The organism is Ferrovibrio sp., from assembly GCF_041906005.1.
Lineage (GTDB): Bacteria > Pseudomonadota > Alphaproteobacteria > Ferrovibrionales > Ferrovibrionaceae > Ferrovibrio.
The window spans coordinates 2,969,041-2,987,814 of the sequence record NZ_JAYRJY010000001.1 but is presented as its reverse complement, the minus strand read 5'-3'; the positions used below and the strand labels follow the sequence as shown (position 1 = coordinate 2,987,814).

The 18,774-nt window shown below is 64.8% G+C and carries 17 protein-coding genes and 1 pseudogene; 2 read left to right on the top strand and 16 right to left on the bottom strand.

What is annotated here, in order from left to right; genetic code table 11:
• Nucleotides 1–2: 2 nt before the first annotated feature.
• The 11 genes and pseudogenes from ACE3OO_RS14610 to ACE3OO_RS14560 all read right to left on the bottom strand — a co-directional run bounded on the left by ACE3OO_RS14610 (nucleotide 3) and on the right by ACE3OO_RS14560 (nucleotide 10,839).
• Nucleotides 3–1,145 (bottom strand): pentapeptide repeat-containing protein, encoded by a 1,143-nt coding sequence (locus ACE3OO_RS14610; protein ID WP_374304134.1) that lies wholly within the window; start codon nucleotides 1,143–1,145, stop codon nucleotides 3–5.
• Nucleotides 1,146–1,357: 212 nt separating this feature from the next.
• Nucleotides 1,358–2,755: an NAD(P)(+) transhydrogenase (Re/Si-specific) subunit beta gene (locus ACE3OO_RS14605; RefSeq protein ID WP_374304132.1), complete on the bottom strand. Its 1,398-nt coding sequence runs from the start codon at nucleotides 2,753–2,755 to the stop codon at nucleotides 1,358–1,360.
• Between the two features lie 13 nt (nucleotides 2,756–2,768).
• Nucleotides 2,769–3,035 (bottom strand): annotated as a pseudogene (locus tag ACE3OO_RS14600) (NAD(P) transhydrogenase subunit alpha); the annotation flags it as partial.
• Between the two features lie 36 nt (nucleotides 3,036–3,071).
• Nucleotides 3,072–4,223 carry a Re/Si-specific NAD(P)(+) transhydrogenase subunit alpha gene (locus ACE3OO_RS14595; protein WP_374304130.1) on the bottom strand — a complete coding sequence of 384 codons (1,152 nt, stop codon included), beginning with the start codon at nucleotides 4,221–4,223 and terminating at the stop codon, nucleotides 3,072–3,074.
• A 67-nt stretch (nucleotides 4,224–4,290) separates the two neighbouring features.
• Complete coding sequence (locus tag ACE3OO_RS14590) at nucleotides 4,291–4,428, bottom strand: aa3-type cytochrome c oxidase subunit IV (protein ID WP_374304129.1); 138 nt, start codon at nucleotides 4,426–4,428, stop codon at nucleotides 4,291–4,293.
• A 124-nt stretch (nucleotides 4,429–4,552) separates the two neighbouring features.
• A complete protein-coding gene (locus ACE3OO_RS14585; RefSeq protein WP_374304128.1) occupies nucleotides 4,553–5,587 on the bottom strand; it encodes a putative metalloprotease CJM1_0395 family protein in 1,035 nt (344 codons plus the stop codon).
• Nucleotides 5,588–5,665: 78 nt separating this feature from the next.
• A complete protein-coding gene (locus tag ACE3OO_RS14580) occupies nucleotides 5,666–7,012 on the bottom strand; it encodes an ABC1 kinase family protein (protein ID WP_374304126.1) in 1,347 nt (448 codons plus the stop codon).
• Nucleotides 7,013–7,017: 5 nt separating this feature from the next.
• Nucleotides 7,018–8,817 (bottom strand): M3 family oligoendopeptidase, encoded by a 1,800-nt coding sequence (locus ACE3OO_RS14575; protein WP_374304125.1) that lies wholly within the window; start codon nucleotides 8,815–8,817, stop codon nucleotides 7,018–7,020.
• A gap of 89 nt (nucleotides 8,818–8,906) precedes the next feature.
• Entirely contained in the window at nucleotides 8,907–9,347 is a 441-nt protein-coding gene (locus tag ACE3OO_RS14570) for a PaaI family thioesterase (protein WP_374304123.1), read from the bottom strand.
• Nucleotides 9,344–9,859, bottom strand: coding sequence for a PaaI family thioesterase (locus ACE3OO_RS14565; protein WP_374304122.1), 516 nt, complete (start codon nucleotides 9,857–9,859; stop codon nucleotides 9,344–9,346). Before ACE3OO_RS14565 ends, ACE3OO_RS14570 begins: the two co-directional genes overlap by 4 nt.
• A complete protein-coding gene (locus ACE3OO_RS14560) occupies nucleotides 9,856–10,839 on the bottom strand; it encodes an NAD-dependent epimerase (protein ID WP_374304120.1) in 984 nt (327 codons plus the stop codon). Before ACE3OO_RS14560 ends, ACE3OO_RS14565 begins: the two co-directional genes overlap by 4 nt.
• Nucleotides 10,840–11,025: 186 nt before the next feature.
• Here ACE3OO_RS14560 and ACE3OO_RS14555 point away from each other — a divergent pair, with 186 nt between their 5' ends.
• Nucleotides 11,026–14,526 carry an indolepyruvate ferredoxin oxidoreductase family protein gene (locus tag ACE3OO_RS14555; protein ID WP_374304119.1) on the top strand — a complete coding sequence of 1,167 codons (3,501 nt, stop codon included), beginning with the start codon at nucleotides 11,026–11,028 and terminating at the stop codon, nucleotides 14,524–14,526.
• 175 nt (nucleotides 14,527–14,701) lie between these two features.
• Entirely contained in the window at nucleotides 14,702–15,553 is an 852-nt protein-coding gene (locus tag ACE3OO_RS14550; protein ID WP_374304118.1) for an alpha/beta fold hydrolase, read from the top strand.
• 55 nt (nucleotides 15,554–15,608) lie between these two features.
• Here ACE3OO_RS14550 and ACE3OO_RS14545 read toward each other — a convergent pair whose 3' ends face one another.
• From ACE3OO_RS14545 to ACE3OO_RS14525, 5 genes are all read right to left on the bottom strand, one after another.
• The gene (locus tag ACE3OO_RS14545) at nucleotides 15,609–15,995 is read right to left on the bottom strand and encodes a hypothetical protein (protein ID WP_374304117.1); all 387 of its coding nucleotides are present in this window, start codon (nucleotides 15,993–15,995) and stop codon (nucleotides 15,609–15,611) included.
• Nucleotides 15,996–16,000: 5 nt separating this feature from the next.
• Nucleotides 16,001–16,279, bottom strand: coding sequence for a DUF2312 domain-containing protein (locus tag ACE3OO_RS14540; RefSeq protein WP_374304115.1), 279 nt, complete (start codon nucleotides 16,277–16,279; stop codon nucleotides 16,001–16,003).
• Between the two features lie 119 nt (nucleotides 16,280–16,398).
• Nucleotides 16,399–16,719 (bottom strand): DUF1244 domain-containing protein, encoded by a 321-nt coding sequence (locus ACE3OO_RS14535; RefSeq protein WP_374304113.1) that lies wholly within the window; start codon nucleotides 16,717–16,719, stop codon nucleotides 16,399–16,401.
• Nucleotides 16,720–16,742: 23 nt separating this feature from the next.
• The gene (locus ACE3OO_RS14530) at nucleotides 16,743–17,885 is read right to left on the bottom strand and encodes a carboxylate-amine ligase (RefSeq protein ID WP_374304112.1); all 1,143 of its coding nucleotides are present in this window, start codon (nucleotides 17,883–17,885) and stop codon (nucleotides 16,743–16,745) included.
• A 22-nt stretch (nucleotides 17,886–17,907) separates the two neighbouring features.
• A complete protein-coding gene (locus ACE3OO_RS14525; RefSeq protein ID WP_374304111.1) occupies nucleotides 17,908–18,702 on the bottom strand; it encodes an N-formylglutamate amidohydrolase in 795 nt (264 codons plus the stop codon).
• Nucleotides 18,703–18,774 lie beyond the last annotated feature (72 nt).

Here is an 18,774-nt window from a genome sequence, read left to right as displayed (position 1 = left end):
CGCTAGCGCAGGCAGGCGTTCAGATCGAAATCCTCGAATCGCACGGCATCCAGCATGGCGCCGGTGAAATCGGTGAACTGCCAGCGGCCGCTGAAATGGCCTTCGCTGGAATAGATGCGCAGCCGGCCGGGTATGGCCCGGGCGAATTCGGCCCAGCGCAGGTTGGCACCGGCAAAACGGCAGCCGGCGACGCGGGCCTCGGCAAAACCGGCGCCGACCAGATTGGCCCGGCTGAAACTGGCGAGCAGCAGGCTGGCGCGATCGAAGCGGCAGCCGCGCAAATCGCAATCGCTGAAATCCGCGCCATCCAGCTCCAGGCCGGTGAAGTCATGGTAAGGAAAACGCCGGCCGGCGAGATTGAGCTGCTGCCCGGCGGAGCCTTCGCTCTGCATCCAGACACGATGCCCTGCAATGGCGCCGGCCAGGTCAGGCTCGAAACCTTCGGGCGTGATCAGCCGCGCGCTGTTGACCTCAAAACCATCGGCGGCAATGCCGCGCAGCACCGCGCCGGTGAAATCGGCGCCCACCGCCACCGCCTTCTCCACCGTGGCATTGACGATCTGCGCCTGACTCAGATTGGCGCCGACCAGCCGCGTGCCGACCAGCCGCGCGTCGCTCAAATTGGCGCCGCTGAGATTCGCATAGGACAGATCGGCATCGCGCAGGTTGCTGCCAAAGAAATTCGCCCCCGACAGATCGGCACCGACCAGCGAGGCGCCGCTCAGGTCCACACCCGAGAACTGCGCGCGCGACGCCGTGGCGTAATCCAGCAGGCAGTTGCTGAGGTCTGACACGTCGATGCCGACGCGGGCCTGCGCACCCTGCAGATGCGCGCCGGGGCGCATCATCACGCCGCCGCGGAAATCGGCCTCGATCAGGATGGCGTTGTTGAAATTGGCCCCGGCCAGGCTGGTGCCGCGCAGGATGGCGCGGGTCAGGTTGGCATTCTGCAGGTCGGCGCGGGCCAGGTCGGCACCGAACAGATCGGCCTCGGCCAGATCGGCGCGCGATAGCCGCGCGCGGCGCAGGTTGGTGCCGGCCAGCTTGGCCCGCTGCATCGCGCGACCGGCGAAATCGGCATCTTCCAGGTCGCGATGCGACAGGTCGAGGATTTCGGACGCAATGGCCCCGTCCCGTGATCCCACGGGATCATGAGGCGCGAGCGGGCTGCGATGGTGGGCGGTTGGCATGATGCGGCGGGGATTGGAGCGGGCGCCTGTTTACCACATCTTTGCCGGGTGCAAAGAGATTTCCGTTCGCGCTGTTTTATAGGAATTCCAAAAAGAAACGGCCCGAATCCGCCGATCCGGGCCGCTGGTATTGTATGCGTACAAAATAGCCGTGGATCGGCGCGGCCTTAGAGGCCCTTCACGATGTCCTCGACCATCTTCTTGGCGTCGGCGAGTAACATCATTGTGTTGTCCTTGTAGAACAGCTCGTTGTCGATGCCGGCATAGCCGGATGCCATCGAGCGCTTCACGAACAGCACGGTCTTGGCCTTGTCGACGTCGAGGATCGGCATGCCGAAGATCGGGCTTTTCGGATCGTCGCGCGCGGCCGGGTTGGTCACGTCGTTGGCGCCGATCACGAAAGCGACGTCGGCGGTCTGGAATTCGGAGTTGATCTCCTCCAGCTCGAACACCTCGTCATAGGGCACGTTGGCCTCGGCCAGCAGCACGTTCATGTGGCCCGGCATGCGGCCCGCCACCGGATGGATGGCGTATTTCACTTCCACGCCCTCTTCCTTCAGCTTGTCGCCCATCTCGCGCAGGGCATGCTGGGCCTGGCTGACCGCCATGCCGTAACCCGGCACGATAATCACCTTGCCGGCATTCTTCATGATGAAGGCGGCATCGTCAGCCGAGCCCTTCTTGTAGGCGCGGTCAACCTTCTGACCGCCGGCAGCAGCCGTGGTATCGCCGCCGAAGCCGCCGAGGATCACGTTGAACAGCGAGCGGTTCATGCCCTTGCACATGATATAGGACAGGATCGCGCCCGAGGAGCCGACCAGCGCGCCGGTGACGATCAGCGCCGGGTTCTGCAGCGTGAAGCCGATGCCAGCCGCCGCCCAGCCCGAATAGCTGTTCAGCATCGAGACCACGACGGGCATGTCGGCGCCGCCGATGGGGATGATGATGGTGAAGCCGACGATCAGCGCCAGCACCGTGACCGCCCAGAACAGCTCGCGGCTGGGATTCATGCAGAAAGCCACGATCAGGCCGACGATCACCAGGCCGATCAGGGCGTTCAGCATATGCTGGCCCTTGAAGATCACCGGGCTGCCCGACACCAGGCCCTGCAGCTTGGCGAAAGCCACCAGCGAACCGGAGAAGGTGATGATGCCGATCACCACGCCGAGGCTCATCTCGATGCGCGCGGCCACGGTGATCTGGCCGGCAGCATTGAGAATGCCGTAGGGCGCCGGATTGTAGAAGGCAGCCGCCGCCACCAGCACGGCGGCGAGACCGACCAGCGAGTGCATGGCCGCGACAAGCTGCGGCATCGCCGTCATCTGGATGCGGCGGGCCAGCACGGTGCCAACGCCGCCGCCGATGACGAGCGCGACCAGCACCCAGACGATGGTGCCGGACAGATCGCCCAGATTGGCAATGGTGGTCAGCACGGCGATCGCCATGCCGGTCATGCCATAGATGTTACCCTTGCGGCTGGTCTCAGGTGACGACAGGCCACGCAGCGCGAGGATGAAAAGAACGGAGCTGACGAGATAGAGCAGCGCGGTCAGTTGGATCGGCATGGCGCGGCCCCTCTCACTTCTTTTCTTTTTTCTTGTACATCGCCAGCATGCGCTGGGTGACCAGGAAGCCGCCGAAGATGTTGACGGCCGCCAGCGCGATGGCGAGCAGGCCGAAAATCTTCGAGGCATCGAAGGTGGCCGAGGCGCCGGCGGCGATCAGCGCGCCGACAATGATCACCGACGAGATCGCGTTGGTGACGCTCATCAGCGGGGTATGCAGGGCCGGCGTCACGCTCCAGACCACGTAATAGCCGACGAAGCAGGCCAGCACGAAGATCGAGAGCAGCGAGAAGAAGGAATAGACTTCGGCCATGGCTCAGGCCCCCTCTTTCAGCATGGGATGGATCACGGCGCCGTCGCGGGTGAGGCAGGTGCCGGAGACCGTCTCGTCCTCGGGGTTGAACTTGAAGGTCTTGCCGTCCTTGTCCCAGTGCGGGGACAGGAAGTTCCACAGGTTCTTGGCGAACAGGTTGGAGGCATCGACCGGCACGCGGCTGGGATAGTTGGTGTAGCCCACCAGCTTCACGCCGTTCACCTCCACCACCTGATCGGGTTTCGAGAGCGGGCAGTTGCCGCCGGCCTCGACCGCCAGGTCGACGATCACCGATCCGGGCCGCATGCTCTTCACCATCTCTTCCGTCACCAGTACCGGCGCGGGACGGCCGGGGATCAGGGCGGTGGTGATGATGATATCCTGCTTCTTCACCGTCTCGGCGATCAGGGCGGCCTGCTTGGCCTTGTATTCCGCTGACATTTCCTTGGCGTAGCCGCCGGCGGTCTGCGAGGCGCGCGCCTCTTCATCATCGACCCAGACGAACTTGCCCCCCAGGCTTTCCACCTGTTCCTTGGTGGCCGGGCGCACGTCTGTGGCCGACACCACGGCACCGAGGCGCTTGGCGGTGGCAATCGCCTGCAGGCCGGCGACGCCGACACCCATGATGAACACGCGGGCCGGCGCGATGGTGCCGGCCGAGGTCATCATCATCGGGAAGGCGCGGCCGAAATGGCTGGCCGCATCCAGCACCGACTTGTAGCCGGCTAGGTTGGATTGCGAGGAGAGGATGTCCATCGACTGCGCGCGGGTGATGCGCGGCATCAGTTCCATGGCAAAGGCGGTGACGCCGGCAGCGGCATAGGCCTTCACCTGCTCGCGCTGCTGCAAGGCAGCCAGGCCGGCAACCAGGATGGCGCCTTTCTTCAGCAGCGCCAGTTCGTCATTGCCTTCGGCGGCGGTCATCGGCCGCTGCACCTTCAGCACCATGTCGGCATCGGCCAGCGCGGATTTGGCATCCGGCGCGATCTGTGCCCCCATGGCGGTGTAATGCTCGTCGAGGATATCGGCCGCCAGGCCGGCGCCGCTCTCGATCACGACGCTGCAGCCCAGGCCCACGAATTTCTTGACGGTCTCCGGCGAAGCGGCGACGCGCTTCTCGCCGGGCCGGCGCTCCTTGGGAATGGCTATTTTCATGATGGAACTCCCCCCGTACTGACGGCTTCAATACAACAGCGGCGCCCGCAGGCGCCGCCAGGCCGGTTCAGAGCAGGAAGATGGCCATGAGGATGAGCAGGACCACCAGAGCAGCCGTGCCCCAGGTGGTCATTTTCATGAAGGCACCCCAGGCCGCCTTGTGCTGGCTGATGTCCATGGTGCCGATCTGATGCTGTTCCGCCATGATACCCTCTGCATGGTTTAGGGATTGAATCGCCGGGGATATTACGCTGGCGGCAGAAGCCCGCACAACCCCTGCTCCGGCCCTAGTCCAGCCCTGGCCCCTTGCCGGACCGCCTTGCGCGACGTCAGGCCACCAGGCCGACCAACCGGCCGATTTCACGGTTGGCGCGGGTAGCATCCGCGGCCGGCGCATAAGCCTGCGCCGCCCTTGCGGCAGGGCCATCGCGCCCGGACACGCCGGAAGCACCAGACAAGCCGGAACCAGACGAGACTGGACCGGCCTGCTCGGAACCCGGCGTCTCGCCCCCCTTGGCCTGCCCCTCGACCTGCCCCTCGCCCTGCCCCTCGCCCTGCGGTGCACCCGGCAGGGCCGGCGCGGCCGCGGCCTCTTCCTTCTCGGCGGCGGCGGCTTCCTGCTCGGCGCGCTTCTCCTCGCGAATCTGTGCCAGCGCTTCCATGCGCAATTGCTGGGCCGCGGCGGCCACGGCCCGGTCGGCACCCGAGGGATCGGCCGGCGCCAGGGCGGCGGCGGCAACCTGGGCCGCCTTCTGCAAGGTGACTTCCGGATCGCTTTCCGCGCCGATATCGATCGGCACTTCGCCAGCCACCGCATATAACTGGCCGTCAGGGCCACGGGTATAGCTGTAAGACGGCGCCCCGGCATATTGCCCGCCCACCGCCGCATGGGCGCGTTCATGGGCGCGCACCTTGGCGTCGATCTGCTTGAGCTTGGCGACCTGCTGCTTTTCCTCCTCGCTCAGTTCGCCCGCTGTCTTCGCGCCGCCGGAGGGCTCGGTCGCGATGTCCGCTTCCTGCGCGGTGAGCAGGGTGGCGCCGCTGGCCAGGGCCGAACCGCCGCCCGGCCGCAGGTTGATGACATTGCCGCCCTGCGCGCCGCCACTGCCCGGCACCGGACGCGGCGGTTCCTTCTGCCGGCGATTTTCAACCGGCTGCGGCTCGCCGCCGCCCAGAATCTTCAGGCCGGGGAACTGCGCCTGCATCTGCGCCTTCAGCGCGGCGCCATGCACGCTGCAGTCCAGCGACTGGCACACGGCGCTGCCGTCGCTGGCCAGGCTTTGCGCCGTGGCCGCACCGTAACTGCCGGCACCTCCGTAACTGGATATCGAGCCCGGCGAGAAGGACGACAAACCGCCGATCATGCGCCTTGATGTCTGCTGGGCGGCCCGGGGCCGCGAAACATTATTTCAGGAGCATTTTCGGCCCGAAGCGGCCGGGCCTCAAGCGATTTCTGCGGGCAATCCCGCGATCTTGAGCGCGGCCTGCTGGCGTTTTTCCATGGCCCGCACATCGAAATCCGCGATCAGGTCATGAAACAGGCGGTGCCAGTTGATCTCGGCCTTCAGGTGCAGGAACACCCCGCCCAGGCCGATGGCGGCGCGGTCCATGAACACGAATTCGCGCGGCGGCGTCACACCGCCCAGCTCCTTGAGCTTGCGATGCACCTGCTCGGCCACCTCGCGGCCGTAGAGGCCGGAGGATTCCATTTCCTGGATGCGGCGCGGGCGATCCTCCAGCAGCGGCGCGTAGACGAACTCGGCCCACAGGTTGAGCGTGTCGATCACCTCGTTGGACAGGCCGGTGAAGCCCCAGGTCTCGTAGGCATGCACGGCCAGCGCGCGATCATTGCCCGAGATGGCGCGGTAGAGGTCGATCACCCCGCCGACGAAACGCGAGGGGAAGATGCGCACGCAGCCGAAATCCAGCAGGTTGATGCCCAGATCGTCGCGCACCGTGTAATTGCCCAGATGCGGATCGCCATGGATCACGCCGCACTGATAGAACGGCACATACCAGGCGCGGAACAGGTTCATCGCGATGCTGTTGCGGGTTTCCTGTGGCGCATCGGCGTAATCGAGCAGCCGGCGGCCCTCCAGCCAGGTCATGGACAGCAGCCGCTTGGTGCTGAGTCCGGGCAGCACCTCGGGCACATGCACGTTGGCCTCGCCCTTCAGCATCTCGGCGTACAGCCGCATATGCAGGGCCTCGCGCTCGTAATCCAGCTCCTCGCGCAGGCGGGCGGCGATCTCGGCATGGATATGCGTGGTGTCGATGGCGGCATCCATGCGGCGATAGATGGCGAAGATCAGCTTCAGCTGGCGCAGGTCGGCCTCCACGGCCGAGGCCATGTCGGGATATTGCAGCTTCACGGCAAGCTGGCGGCCATCCTTGGCGGTGGCGCGGTGCACCTGGCCCAGACTGGCGGCGGCAGCGGCGGCGAGGTCGAAGCTTTTGTATTTCGCCTGCCATTGCGGCCCCAGTTCGGCCACCATGCGGCGCTTCACGAAGGCCGGCCCCATGGCCGGCGCATTGGCCTGCAGCTGGGTCAGCTCCTGCACGTATTCCTTCGGCAGCGCGTCAGGGATGGTGGACATGATCTGCGCCACCTTCATCAGCGGACCTTTCAGTCCGCCCAGAGCCGCGCGCAGATCTGCCGCATGCCTGCCGCGGTCGAGCTTCACGCCCAGCATGCGTTCGGCGCCCAGCCTGGCCGCCAGGCCGCCGACCGAGGCGCCCACCTTCGCGTAGCGGCGGACGCGGCCGAGCGTGCTGTCTTCCTCGGCCATGTGCCTCAGCCCAGCTTTTCCAGCTCGTCGATGAAACCTTCGATCACGCCCAGGCCCTTCGACCAGAAGGCCGGATCGGCGGCATCCAGACCGAAAGGCGCCAGCAGCTCCTTGTGCCGCAGCGTGCCGCCGGCCTTGAGCATGGCGAAGTACTTCTCCTGGAAACCCTGTTCGGCATCCTGGTAGCGCGCGTAAAGCGCATTCACCAGGCAGTCGCCGAAGGCATAGGCATAAACGTAGAAAGGCGAATGGATGAAATGCGGGATGTAACACCAGAAGGTGCTGTAATCGGCATCGAATTTCAGCGCCGGGCCCAGGCTTTCCTTCTGCACGCCCATCCAGATCTCGCCCAGCCTGTCGGGCGTCAGTTCGCCCTGGCGGCGCGCGGCATGCACCTGGCGCTCGAACTTGAAGAAGGCGATCTGGCGCACCACGGTGTTCAGCATGTCCTCCACCTTGGAGGCCAGCATGATCTTGCGGCGCTCGGGGCCGGCGGCATCGAGCAGCGCGCGGAAGGTCAGCTGCTCGCCGAACACCGAGGCCGTCTCGGCCAGCGTCAGCGGCGTGTCGGCCATCAGCGGTCCCTGCTCGGCCGCCAGCAGCTGGTGCACGCCATGGCCCAGTTCATGCGCCAGCGTCATCACGTCGCGCGTGCGGCCCTGGTAGTTCAGCAGCAGATAGGGATGCGCGCTCGGCACCGTGGGATGGGCGAAGGCACCCGATGCCTTGCCCGGCCGCGCCGGCGCGTCGATCCAGGCATTGTCGAAGAATTTCCGGCCCAGATCGGCCAGCTGCGGCGAGAAGCGGCCATAGGCTTTCAGCACGATGTCGCGCGCCTCGTCCCAGCCGATGGCACGGTCATGATCCTCGGGCAGCGGCGCGTTGCGGTCCCACCAGGGCAGCTTCTTCACGCCCATCCATCGCGCCTTCAGTTTGTAATAGCGGTGCGACAGCTTCGGATAGGCGGCGGTGACGGCATCGGTCAGCGCGTTCACCACCTCGGGCTCGACGCAGTTGGAGAGATGCCGATAGGCTTCGGGCGTCGGGTATTTGCGCCAGCGGTCCTCGACTTCCTTGTCCTTGGCCAGCGTGTTGGTGATCAGCGCGAACAGCCGCACATTCTGCTTGAACACCTTGGCCAGAATCCTGGCGGCCTTCCGGCGTGTGGCCGCATCCTTGTCAGAGAGCTTGTGCAGCACCTGCTCGGCGGTGAGCTGGTCCTTGCCCCACGGGAAACGCAGCCCGGCCATGGTTTCGTCGAACAGGCGGTTCCAGGCGGCGCGGCCGGCCACGGCCTTTTCATGCAGCAGGCGCTCCAGCTCGTCGTCGAGCTGATGATCGCGGAACAGCCGCAGGTCGCGCAGCCAGGGCCGGTAATGCGCAAGCTTGGCCGACTGGGCGTATTTCTGCTCCAGCGTGGCATCTTCGAGGCGATTCAGTTCCAGCGTGAGGAACAGCAGCCTGGTGGTGACGTCGTTCAGCTTCTCCTGCATGTCCTGGTAGAAGCCGGCAACCTTCGGATCGGCCATGTCGCCGGCATAGGCCAGCGAAGCGAAGGAATACATGCGGCCGATCAGGTCCTGCAGGGCTTCGTATTCGGCGATCACGGCAGCCAAGGCATCGCCGGACATGCCTGCGATCTTGCCCTTGCCCTGCTGTTCCAGCCTGGCCGCGCGTTCGGCCACGGCAGCGAGGTCACGCGTGAGCTCGGCGGATTCGAGGCCGGGATACAGATCGCTCAGATCCCAGGTCGGCAGATGGCCGAGATCATTGGCGGCAGATGCGGCGGTGGCGGGGGAAGCCATGGGAATCCTCGTTTCTTGTAATCGCTATAATATATGGGAAGCACCGGCCGGTTTGACCAGCCCGGCGGCAGGGCCGCAGCTAAATCCCGTCAACCCAGCAGAAAATGCGCGTGGGCGGCGGCCACCGGCTTGGCCGGATCTTCCTGCCATGCCTCGGCGCGCACATTGGCGATGCGGCGGCCATGTTTGGTGATGATGGCGCGGGCGAAGGTTTCCACCGGCCGGGCCGACCGCAGGTAATCCACCTGCAGGTCGATGATCTTCGGAATCGCGTCGGTCTCGGCCGACCAGATCAGTTGCACGATGGCAGCCGATTCCAGCAGCGCGCCGACCACGCCGCCATGCAAAGCCGGCAGCCGCGCATTGCCGATCAGCTTGGGGTCGGCCGGCAGCACGCAGAGCGGGTTGCCCTCGGCATCCTCGCGCACGCTGAGGCCAAGGAAGCGGAAATACGGAATGGCCTGCAGGAAACCGGAGATGTCGCGGTGTTCGCGGGCGCTGCGGATCAGGTTTTCAAGATCGATGGTCATGCCGCACCGCCCGGTATTTTCGTTCCCTTGGGCAGCGGCGGCTTGTCGGAAGAACCGATCATGAAAGCCCCGACGCAATTCGCCACCAGATCGTCCGGCGCTTCCGGATGATAGGCACGGGCGCGCACGAAAGCGATCGAACGGGTCAGCTTGTAGCATTCCGCCGTGGCGTATAGTTCCTTCTGCGCCACCGCCGGCTTGAGATAGTCGATGCGCAGATCCAGCGTGGCAATCGCCTGCAATTTGGCCAAGGCCGAAAACACCGCCATGCCGCAGACGGTATCGACCAGCGACGTGACCACGCCGCCATGCAGAACGCCGTGCACCGGATCGCCGACCAGATCGGGATTATACGGCAGGGCCAGCGTGACGGCCTTGCGCGAGACGGCAATCACCTTCACGCCCAAAGCCGCGCAATGCGGAATGCCGGCGACGATCATCGCTTCCACGATTTTGGGATCGACCCCTTCCGGATCGATCCGCGGGGTCGCGATATCGGGTTGCTCGCTCATGGCAGCATGTTGTGGTAACGGCGATACCAGTCGACGAAGCGCGGAATGCCCACATCGATCGGCGTGGTGGGCGCAAAGCCGGTATCGCGCTGGATAGCCGAAATATCGGCGTAGGTGGCCTTCACATCGCCGTCCTGCATTGGCAGGAACTGCTTTTCCGCCTTGCGGCCAACCGCCTGCTCGATCAGCTCGATCATGCGCAGCAGCGGTTCCGGCTTGTTGTTGCCGATATTGTAGATGCGATAGGGCCGCCCCTGCTCGTTGGGCGGCGGCGGATTGTCCAGCGTCTTCACGATGCCATCGACAATGTCGTCGATATAGGTGAAGTCGCGCTGCATGTCGCCGTTGTTGAAGACCTGGATCGGCCGGCCTTCGAAAATCGCCTTGGTGAAGATGTACATCGCCATGTCGGGCCGGCCCCAGGGCCCATAGACGGTGAAGAAGCGCAGGCCGGTCTGCGGGAAGCCGAACAGATGCGCATAGGCGTGGCTGATCAGCTCGTCGGCCTTCTTGGTGGCGGCATAGAGCGAGATCGGCGAATCGACCCGATCCTCGACCGCAAAGGGCAACTTGGTGTTGCCGCCATAAACCGAGGATGACGAGGCATAGACCATATGCTCGCATTTCGGCAGATGCCGGCAGAGTTCCAGCATCACCGTATGGCCCAGCAGATTGGCGCGAATATAGGCATACGGATTCACCAGCGAGTAGCGCACGCCGGCCTGGGCAGCCAGATGCACGACCCGACGGATATCGGCTCCGGCCGTTGCCTGCTGCACTGCATCAACGTCGGCGATATCGACCTGGAAAAATTTGAAGCCTTTTCGACCCTGCAATTGTTCAAGTCGTGCGCGCTTCAGCGCCGGATCGTAATAATCGTTCAGATTATCCAGACCGATCACCTCATCGCCGCGCGCCAGCAACGCTTGCGCAACATGAAATCCGATAAAGCCGGCGGCACCGGTGAGCAGAATGGCCATGACGATCCTGGCACAATGAGCGGAAGGCGGATTGACTACCTGGGGGTATCTACCAGAATCACTTGAAAGAGCAACCGGCGCACCATTTCCGTGATGCTGCCGGTTTTCACTCGACCGGGCGCAGCGTCCGCCCTATAATTAGGTAAGTAATGCTGACCTAATTCGGTCGGTGGGAGGAGAAACCGGATGCTGGCGAATGTCACGCTGGACGACAAATACACCCTTGAGCGTGGCCGCGTCTTCCTGACCGGCACCCAGGCGCTGGTCCGCCTGCCGATGCTGCAGCGGAAACGCGATCTGGCGGCCGGGCTGAACACCGCCTGTTTCATCTCCGGCTATCGCGGTTCGCCGCTCGGTCTGTTCGACCAGCAGCTCTGGCGCGCCCGCAAATTCCTCAAGGACAACCACATCCAGTTCCAGCCCGGCGTGAACGAGGACCTGGCCGCCACCGCGGTCTGGGGCAGCCAGCAGCTCAACCTGTTCCCCAAGGCGAAATACGACGGCGTCTTCGGCATCTGGTACGGCAAGGGTCCGGGCGTGGACCGTTCGATGGACGTGTTCAAGCATGCCAATTCGGCCGGCACGTCGAAGCATGGCGGTGTACTGGCCTTGTGCGGCGACGACCATGGCGCCGCCTCCTCCACCGTGGCGCATCAGTCCGAACACATGATGATGGCCGCGATGATGCCCATGCTGCATCCGGCCAATGTGCAGGAATTCCTCGATTACGGCCTGCTGGGCTGGGCGATGTCGCGTTATGCCGGCGTCTGGGTCGGCTTCAAGTGCCAGACCGAGACGGTGGAGAGTTCGGCCAGTGTCTCCATCGACCCCGAGCGCCTGCAGATCGCCTATCCGACCGATTTCCAGATGCCGGCGGGTGGACTGAACATCCGCTGGCCCGACGCCATCCTGGAACAGGAAGACCGGCTGCAGCGTCACAAGGCCTATGCGGCCCTCGCCTTCGCCCGCGCCAACAAGATCGACCGCGTGGTGATCGACAGTCCGCGTCCGCGCCTTGGCATCATCACCACCGGCAAATCCTATCTGGACGTCCGCCAGGCGCTGGACGACCTGGGCATCACCGAGGAGATGGCGGCCGATATGGGCATCCGCCTTTATAAGGTGGGCATGGTCTGGCCGCTGGAGCGCGAAGGCGCGCGGCATTTCGCCGAAGGGCTGGAAGAAGTGATCGTCGTCGAGGAAAAGCGCGCGATCATCGAAAACCAGCTGAAAGAGCAGCTTTACAACTGGCGCGAGGACGTACGTCCGCGCGTGGTGGGCAAGTTCGATGCCCAGGGCAACTGGCTGCTGCCTTCGGCCGGGGAGATTTCTCCGGCCATCGTCGCCAAGGCGCTGTATACCTGGCTCAAGCGCTATGGCACCAATGCGCGCATCGAGGAGCGCATCGCCTTCATCGAGCAGAAGGAAAAGGAGCGCACCGCCAGCAGCATCGGCAAGACACAGCGCACGCCCTATTTCTGCTCGGGCTGCCCGCACAACACCTCGACCCGCGTGCCGGAAGGCAGCCGTGCGGTGGCCGGTATCGGCTGCCATTTCATGTCGCTGTGGATGGACCGCTCGACGGCCACATTCACCCAGATGGGCGGCGAAGGCACGCCCTGGATCGGCCAGGCGCCGTTCAGCGACGACAAGCATATCTTCGCCAACCTGGGCGACGGTACCTATTATCACTCCGGCCTGCTGGCCCTGCGCGCCTCGGTCGCGGCCAAGGTCAACATCACCTACAAGATCCTCTACAACGACGCCGTCGCCATGACCGGCGGCCAGCCGCATGACGGCCCGCTGACGCCGCCGCAGATCAGCATGCAGGTCTATGGCGAGGGCGTGCGCAAGATCGTGGTCGTCACCGACGAGCCCGACAAATATCCGGTCGGCACCGAATGGGCGCCCGGCGTGACCATCCGCCACCGCGACGAACTGGATGCCGTGCAGCGCGAGCTGCGCGAGATCGAAGGCTGCACCGTTCTGATCTACGACCAGACCTGCGCCGCCGAAAAGCGCCGCCGCCGCAAGCGCGGCACCTTTCCCGATCCCGACAAGCGCGTGTTCATCAACGAGGCGGTCTGCGAGGGTTGCGGCGACTGTTCGGTGAAATCCAACTGCGTCTCGGTCGAGCCGCTGGAAACCGAGCTGGGCCGCAAGCGCAAGATCAACCAGTCGTCCTGCAACAAGGACTTCTCCTGCGTGAAGGGCTTCTGCCCCAGCTTTGTCACCGTGCATGGCGGCAAGGTGAAGCGCGCCAAGGTGAAGCTGCAGCAGGGCCCGAGCGACAGCGACGTGGACGGCCTGTTCGCTGGCCTGAAGGCACCGGAAGTTGCGCCGCTGGACCAGCCCTACAACATCCTAATCACCGGCATCGGCGGCACCGGCGTGGTGACCATCGGCCAGATCCTGGGGATGGCCGCGCATATCCAGGGCTATGGCACCAGCGTGCTGGATTTCACGGGCCTGGCGCAGAAGAACGGCGCGGTCCTGAGCCATGTGCGTATCGCGCAAAACCCGGATGACATCCACGCCGTGCGCGTGGCAGCAGGCGGCGCCAATCTGGTGCTGGGCTGCGACATGGTGGTGGCGGCCGGCGATGCCGCGCTGGAGAAAATGCAGAAAGGCGCCACCCGCGCGCTGATCAACACCCATCTCACGCCCACCGCCGCCTTCCAGCTCAATCCGAACCTGCAGCTGGACGACAACCAGATGGTGCAGGCGATCCGCAATGCCGCCGGCGAGAACCTGTCGGAATTCGTGGAAGCCACCCGCATCGCCACCGTGCTGATGGGCGATGCGATTGCCACCAACATGTTCATGCTGGGCTATGCCGTGCAGCGCGGCCTGATTCCGGTATCGCTGGATGCCCTGCTGAAAGCCATCGAGCTGAACGGCACCGCCATCGATGCCAATATCAGGGCCCTGAACTGGGGCCGGCTCTATGCCCAGGATCCCAAGGTGGTGGACGATATCGCCCGGCCGACGCTGAGCGCCATCGAACCGAAGGCTTTTGCCAAGACGGTGGACGAATTGCTGGCCGACCGTCTGCCGCGGCTGACCGCCTGGCAGAATGCCGCCTATGCCGAACGCTACAAGGCGCTGGTGGAAAAAGCCCGCCATGCCGAGGCGAACAGGGCCAAGGGCATGACCGGCTTTGCCGAGGCCGTGGCGCGCTATGCCTTCAAACTGATGGCCTATAAGGATGAGTATGAGGTGGCGCGGCTTTATTCCGACGGCGAGTTCCTCAAGAAGCTGAACGCGCAGTTCGACGGCGATTTCCGCCTCAGCTTCCATCTGGCCCCCCCACTGCTCAATCCGCCCGATCCGGAGACCGGCATCGCGCAGAAGAAGGAATTCGGCCCGTGGATGTTCCGCGCCTTCGGCCTGCTGGCGAAATTCAAATTCCTGCGCGGCACGGCCTTTGACATTTTCGGCCGCACCGAGGAACGCCGCACCGAGCGCCAGCTCATCGCCGATTACTTCGCGCTGGTCGAGGAACTGTGCGAGAAGCTGAACCCGCAGAATCACGCACTGGCCGTGCAGCTGGCGAAGATCCCGGAAGAAATCCGCGGCTATGGCCATGTGAAGGTGAAGCACCTGGCGGCGGCGAAGGAAAAGGAAGCCAAGCTGCTGGCCACCTTCCGCGCCCCCACCGCGCCCATGGCGACCGCGGCCGAGTAAATCGTGGATGCCCGGATCAAGTCCGGGCATGACGAACTTATTCAATAGTCACTCGTTCACACGTCATGGCCGGCCTTGTGCCGGCCATCCACGTCTTGATTCCCTTACGGCATGACGTCGCGTTACGACCAGAAAGGTAATTGCGGAGGGCCGCGCATCATGGCTTGATCGCGCCATGACGACACCCGAAACCATCCGCCTACAGCGGCACGACGGCACCAGCTTTGCCGTGCAGATTCATCCAGCCGCCGATGCCAAGGCGCCGGCCATCCTGATCGAACCTGCCATGGGCATGCAGATCGGCTATTACGCCCCGCTGCTCGCCGCCCTGCAGCAGGCCGGATACAACGCCGCCATCGCCGAGTTGCGCGGCCATGAGGAAAGCGGCGGGCGCAAGCCGGGCTGGGGCTACGATTTCGGCTATCACGACCTGCTGACCGAGGACTGGCCCCTGGCGATCAAGGCGGTGAAAACGCGGTTTCACGGCACGCCCTTCTACCTGCTGGGTCACAGCCTGGGCGCGCAGGTCAGCAGCATCTATGCCGCGCATCACCCGCAGCAGATCGATGGCCTGATCCTGATCGCCTGCAGCTCCGTGCACTGGAAGCTGTGGCCGAAAGCCTTCCTGGCCTATAGCCAGATGGTGCCGCTGGTGGCGCGCGTGGTGGGGCATTTCCCCGGTCACCGTTTCCGCTTCGCCGGGCGCGAGGCGCGCACGCTGATGGCCGACTGGGCCCGGCAGGCGCGCACCGGGCGTTTCCTCTTCGGCCGGCCCCGCGTGGACCACGACCGGCATCTGGCGGAGCTGAGCCTGCCGGTGCTGGGCATTTCATTGCAGGGCGATTTCTTCGCGCCGAAACACGCGATGGACGGGCTCCTGGGCAAGTTTCCCAAGGCGCAGCTGACGCGCCATCACCTCGACCCCAAGGCGATGGGCTTCCAGGGCATCGATCATTTCCGCTGGGTGCGGAAACCCGAGATCGTGATGCCGAAGGTGACCGAATGGCTGAGGGCGCGGCACGGCTGAAACAGTGCAGTAAGACGTGGATGGCCGGGCTAGGCCCGGCCATCCACGATTTGGGTCAACGCCCCTCGTAGCACTTTACCCGTGTGACTTCGCCGCTGTCGGTTTCGTCGCTTTTTTCGCGGTAGATTTCCATGGTGCCGCGATTCTTCAGGCGGCATTCGCCGACCGGGAACCAGGTGGATTTCACCTGCACGATGATGAATTCGTTCGCGCCCAGGCGATCCGGCGCGCAATAGCGGTTCACCTCGCGCGGCTTGGCGACCACGGTGGAATTCACCCGGCCTTCGCGGCGGATGTTGATCGGCCAGTTGTATTGCGTGAGGTTGGCGATGGTGACACAGGCCTGGGCATCGTCGGTGACCGGCCGCTGCGGCTGCGCGGCGAGATCGCCACAGACAATCAGCGCGGCCAGACCTGCAACAATGCCGGTGTGGCCGCGCATGCGGTTTACTCCGCGGCTTCCTGCGTCGCGGTGTCCATGCCGAGAGCTTCCATGTAAATCTCGAGCAGGCTTTCCTGCTCGGCGAGCTCGGCGCGGTCCAGCTTGCGCAGCTTGATCACCTGGCGAAGGATCTTGGTGTCGAAGCCATGGGCCTTGGCCTCGGCGTAGACCTCGCGGATATCGTCGGCCAGCGCCTTCTTCTCTTCCTCCAGCCGCTCGATGCGGGCGACGAGTTGGTTGAGCTGGTCGGCCGAGAAATTGCCGGAGATCAGTTTGGTGGCCATGGGTGACCTCAATGGAAAGCGGTGTTGGGTTGGGCGCGGATTATAGCCGCCAGCGTCCGGCCGCCTACCGCCGCCCCAAAGTTATCCACAGGAATGCGCCATCCGTGGATAACTTGGAATTATCCCTCGTGCTTGTGGGCCTTGATCGACTCGGCGAAGGCCTTCTGCTTTTCGGGCGAGGCCTCGGTCTGGTATTTCGCCTGCCAGTCCGGATAGGGCATGCCGTAGACGATCTCGCGGGCCGCCATTTTGTCGATCTCGATTCCCTTGGCCTTGGCTGCATCCTGATACCAGTTGCTCAGGCAGTTGCGGCAGAAGCCGGCCAGGTTCATCAGATCGATATTCTGCACGTCGGTGCGGCTGCGCAGATGGTCCAGCAGGCGGCGAAAGGCAGCGGCTTCCAGTTCGGTCTGCGTCTTGGGATCGATCTTGTCGGTCATCGCATTCTCCTGTTCAGGCCCGGCTATTCGGGAATGGCGAAATTCACCGTCTCCGCCATCAGCCAGTCCACCACGGCCTTCAGCGCCGCGGGCTTGTCCATGCCAGCATGTAGCGCATCGCGGTAGACTTGCAACTGCCGCTGCGCCGAGGTGCCGCGCCTGAGAATGCCGCGGGCCCGCTCCACCTCGGCCAGGCAGCCGAGCTGGATGGCCTCCTCGCGGGTCAGTTCGATCAGTTCCTCCAGCAGGGCCGCATAGGGCACGGCTTCGCCCTTGCCGAAATCGACCAGGCTGCCCGCGATGCCGTAGCGCTGGGCCAGCCAGCGGTTTTCGTCGATCAGGGTGTTGGCATAGATGCGCCAGCGCTGGTTCTTCTGGCGCAGCCGCAGCAGGGCGGCCAGCAGGCACAGATACAGCGCCGCCACGCTCAAGCCGTCATCCAGCCGGGTGCAGACATCGGTGATGCGCAGTTCCAGCGTGGGATAGCGCGCCGACGGGCGGATGTCCCACCATAGCTTGCTGGCGTCCTCGATCAGGCCGGCCTGTTTCAGGCGGTTCACCAGCCGCTGATACTCACCCCAGGTTTCCAGGCGCTCGGGCAGGCCGGTGCGCGGCAGGCTGTCGAATACCGACAGGCGATAGGATTGCAGGCCGCTTTCCTCGCCCTGCCAGAACGGCGACGAAGTGGACAGCGCCAGCAGATGCGGCAGGAAATAGCTGACCTGGTTCATCAGGTCGATGCGCAGGTCCTCGTCCGCGATGCCCACATGCACATGCAGGCCGCAGATGATCAGGCGCCGCGCCACGCCGGCCAGGTCTTTCGCCAGCCGGTCGTAACGCTCCTTGTCGGTATGACGCTGGTCGCTCCACTTGGCGAAGGGATGCGTGGAGGCGGCAATCGGCGCCAGGCCGTGGCGCGCGGCCACCTCGGCGACGCTGCCGCGCAGGCGCACCAGATCGGCCCGCGCCTCGCCCAGGTTGCGGCAGACCTTGGTGGAAATCTCGATCTGGCATTGCAGGAATTCGGGATGCACCTGGCCGCCGGCGATGGCCTCGCATTCGGCCAGCACGGCGGCCGGCGGCTCGACCGCCAAAGCACCAGTGGTACGCTCCACCAGCAGATGCTCTTCCTCGATGCCGATGGTGAAATCGCCGGCGCTGAACATGAAATCCCCCGTTACCCGAAACTCAAGCCGCGCTGCTGGCCGCCGCCATCAATCCCGCCTCAACCAGCATGCGGCGGAAACAGCGCTCCAGCCGCGCCGCCCAGGCTTTCGCGCCCGCCTCGTCGCTTACCAGATCCTGCCGCACCTCGATCATCACGTGATGCAGGCCGCGATTCTGGCCATGCTCGAAAATCGAATAGCCGGCATGGCGCCGTCCGCTATAGGGCTCGTTGTCGCCCACCACAAGGTCGCCCTCGGCACGCAGGGCCTGCAGCAACGGCTGGGCCAGGCGGCCGTCGCGGTCCCACACCACGCCGATATGCCAGGGCCGGTCCTCATCTTTTGCGCGCAGGCGCGGCGTGAAACTGTGGATGGACAGCAAGGCCGGCAACGGCCCGCGCCCGCCCGCCGCCTCAATCTGGCCGGCAATCGCCGCATGATAGGGCCGGAAATAGGCGCTCATGCGGCGTTCGCGTTCGGCATCGTCCAGGTCGCGGTTGCCCGGCACCACCGTGCCGTCGCTCACCTCGCAGATCAGGGTAGGGTCGTCGGGCCGGCGGTTGCAGTCGATCACCAGCCGCGACACGCCGGCCAGCACGGCCGGCGCATCCAGGCTGCGCGCCAGGCATTCGGTGATGATCGCCGTGCCGGGATCCCAGCCGATATGACGGGTGCGCTCGTCATCGGGCAGGCCAAGGTTGCGCAGGTCCGGCGGCACGATGCAGCTGGCATGGTCGCAGATCAGCACCAGCGGCGCGCGGCCCTGCGGATTGACGATGCGGTGACTCGGGGGTTCGGCGGGCTCGGAATCAGGCATGACAGGGATCAGGCGCGGCCGGAGGGACTGGAGCGGGAGGACTGGACCGGGAGTATAGCGGCCGGATTTGCA